General features: G+C 55.6%; 2 protein-coding genes. Both read right to left on the reverse strand.

Features of this window, described 5'->3' with window-relative positions:
* Positions 1–1751: hypothetical protein (locus Q7U71_08145; protein ID MDO9391728.1), on the reverse strand; the 1751-nt coding region annotated here is incomplete at its 3' end.
* A 67-nt stretch (positions 1752–1818) separates the two neighbouring features.
* Positions 1819–2238 (reverse strand): hypothetical protein (locus tag Q7U71_08150; protein MDO9391729.1); only part of this gene is annotated, 420 nt, incomplete at its 5' end.

A 2238-nucleotide genomic window follows, 5' to 3' on the forward strand; every position in this document is an offset into this window, starting at 1 on the left:
TCCGGCTTCTTTTCCAATGGATTTTTAATGGTGTAAATGTTCCATCCGGTCTGGTGGTAGCCCACGAATACTATCTTGTCCCCTTCTGCCGACCAGCGGGGCTGCAGACATCCGGTCAAAACATCGGTCAGGGGGACCGAAGCGCTGTCGGAGCCGGCCCGATAGAGGATATTGGCCACCCCCTGCTGGTAGGAGTTGTAGATTATGCCTGATCTTCCCCAGCTGGGGCTGACCGCATACAGTTCATCCGGAGTATAGCAGGCCAGGGCTTCTCCGTCCGGGTTTACCGTGAACAACCGGTACCTCCCGAAATGGAGGCTGTCGGAAACCGTGGAATCGCCGGAGGCCGGGCGGTCCGAGGCAAAGACCAGGGCGGATCCGTCCGGGGCCCAGGCCGGTTCCCGGTCGTCGTAGATGTCGCTGGTGATCTGCCTGATGCTGCCGTCGAGGTTGTTCAGCAGGTACAGGTCGGAATGGCCGTTCTTGAGGCCGCAGAAGACTATCCTCTCATCGGTGGGCGACCAGGAGGGATAATAGATCCCGTCCAGGTCAAATTTGTATTTCCTGATCAGTTTGCCGTTGTCTGCGTCGACGATATACAGCCTGTCACCGGTGGTGGATTTAGCGGCAAACACCAGGCAGCTGCCATCCGGAGACCAGGACAGCCCTCCCCGGAACCAGGCCAGGTGCATGGCTTCGAACAGCGAATTCTTTTCGCCCTTGACCAGGTGGCTGATCTTGCGGCCGTCGATGCTGGAGATCACGTAGATCCCGGAATAGCCGCCCTGGTCGGAGATGTAGGCTATCTTGTCGCCCCGGGGCGACAGGGCCGGACTGAGGTTGAAATAGGATTCGTTCTTCTCGTGTTCGGTCAGCTGTTTCCCGATGTCGGAAGCCTCTTTTTTTGAGGCCAGATATGGCCAGTATTCCTTTTTGACCGACTTGACCCAGTCCTCGGAAAGTTTTTCCACCCCCTGGCCCAGCACCATCTGGCAGGCTTTTTCCACATTGCGGTTGGCCCGCACCAAATGAAGCAGCTCGCCCACCTTGGCCTGGCCGTAATGGCCGGCGATATATCTCATCACCGCCTGTCCCTCCTTGTAGACCAGGTAGCTGCCGCCGTAGTTGTCCAGTTCGTTGATGGGTATCAGCCGCTGGTTGATGGCCAGGTCCTTGATGATCATTTCGGATTCCGGGTCCCAGCCCCGGGACTCATACTCGGCCAGGCCCTCTATGAACCACAGCGAGACCTGGTTGAAGTTCTGGCCGGAAAGCACAGATTCCATCCCCCCGCCAAAGAATAGGTCGAACATGTAGGCGTGGACCATTTCGTGGGCCAGCACATGCTGAAAATCGGCGTAGGATCCGGTATAGGGCACCACCACCCGGTTCTTGAACTGGGTGGTGAACCCTCCCACCGATTCCTCCAGGATCTCCTGGGTGATGTTGGTCTGCTCAAAATCGTTGTGGGAGGAATAGACCAGCACCGGGATCCTGGCATTGAGCTTGTGGGAAAAGTCTCGGGAGAGCTTTTCCCCCTCGTTCTCGGCTATCCCGGCGGCGATGGCGGCCAGGGTGTTTTGGCCCTGGTAAAAATAGATGTCGAAGTTCTTGGTGGCTATCTTCTGCCACTTGAAATTCTTGTAATTAACCTTGTTTTTGCCGAAATATCCGTCCTGGGCCTTCATCAAGGATGGGACGAATATCAGCAGGGCCGCCAGACACCACATGAATAGTTTGAGACGTTTCATTACAGTGATCCTGACAATTTTGAATGAGATTTACAGATGCTGTTATGCCGATGGCGGCAAGGATGACCTAGTACTCTGCTTTGAAGATGATGTCCAGCCAGGCGTCGCTTTTGGCCAGCTGGCGGGAGACCTCCCCCTTAAGCAGAAGGGCCGGGTTGATCTTGTATTCCATCACCAGGACCTGGGACTGGCGGGCGGACGAAAGCCCCAGCGAAAGGCTCAGGGAGAAACGTTCCTCCCAAAAGGCCCGGTTAAGCCCAAGTTCCCTGCCCCCGGCCACATTGACGTTCCACTGCTGGGCAAACTCCACCACTTTCTCCATCCGCCATTCTTCCATCAACTGCATGAAATACTCCTGATAATAGGCGGACAAGGAATCAGTCGTTTCTTGACCGGGACTTTGAGCGATGGCGCCGGCCGGAAGCAAAAGAAGGCTCAGGGCCAGGATAAAAATAAATATTTTTACCTTCTCAATCATCGTCGTAAT

It is taken from the genome of bacterium, assembly GCA_030655055.1.
Lineage (GTDB): Bacteria > Edwardsbacteria > AC1 > AC1 > EtOH8 > UBA5202.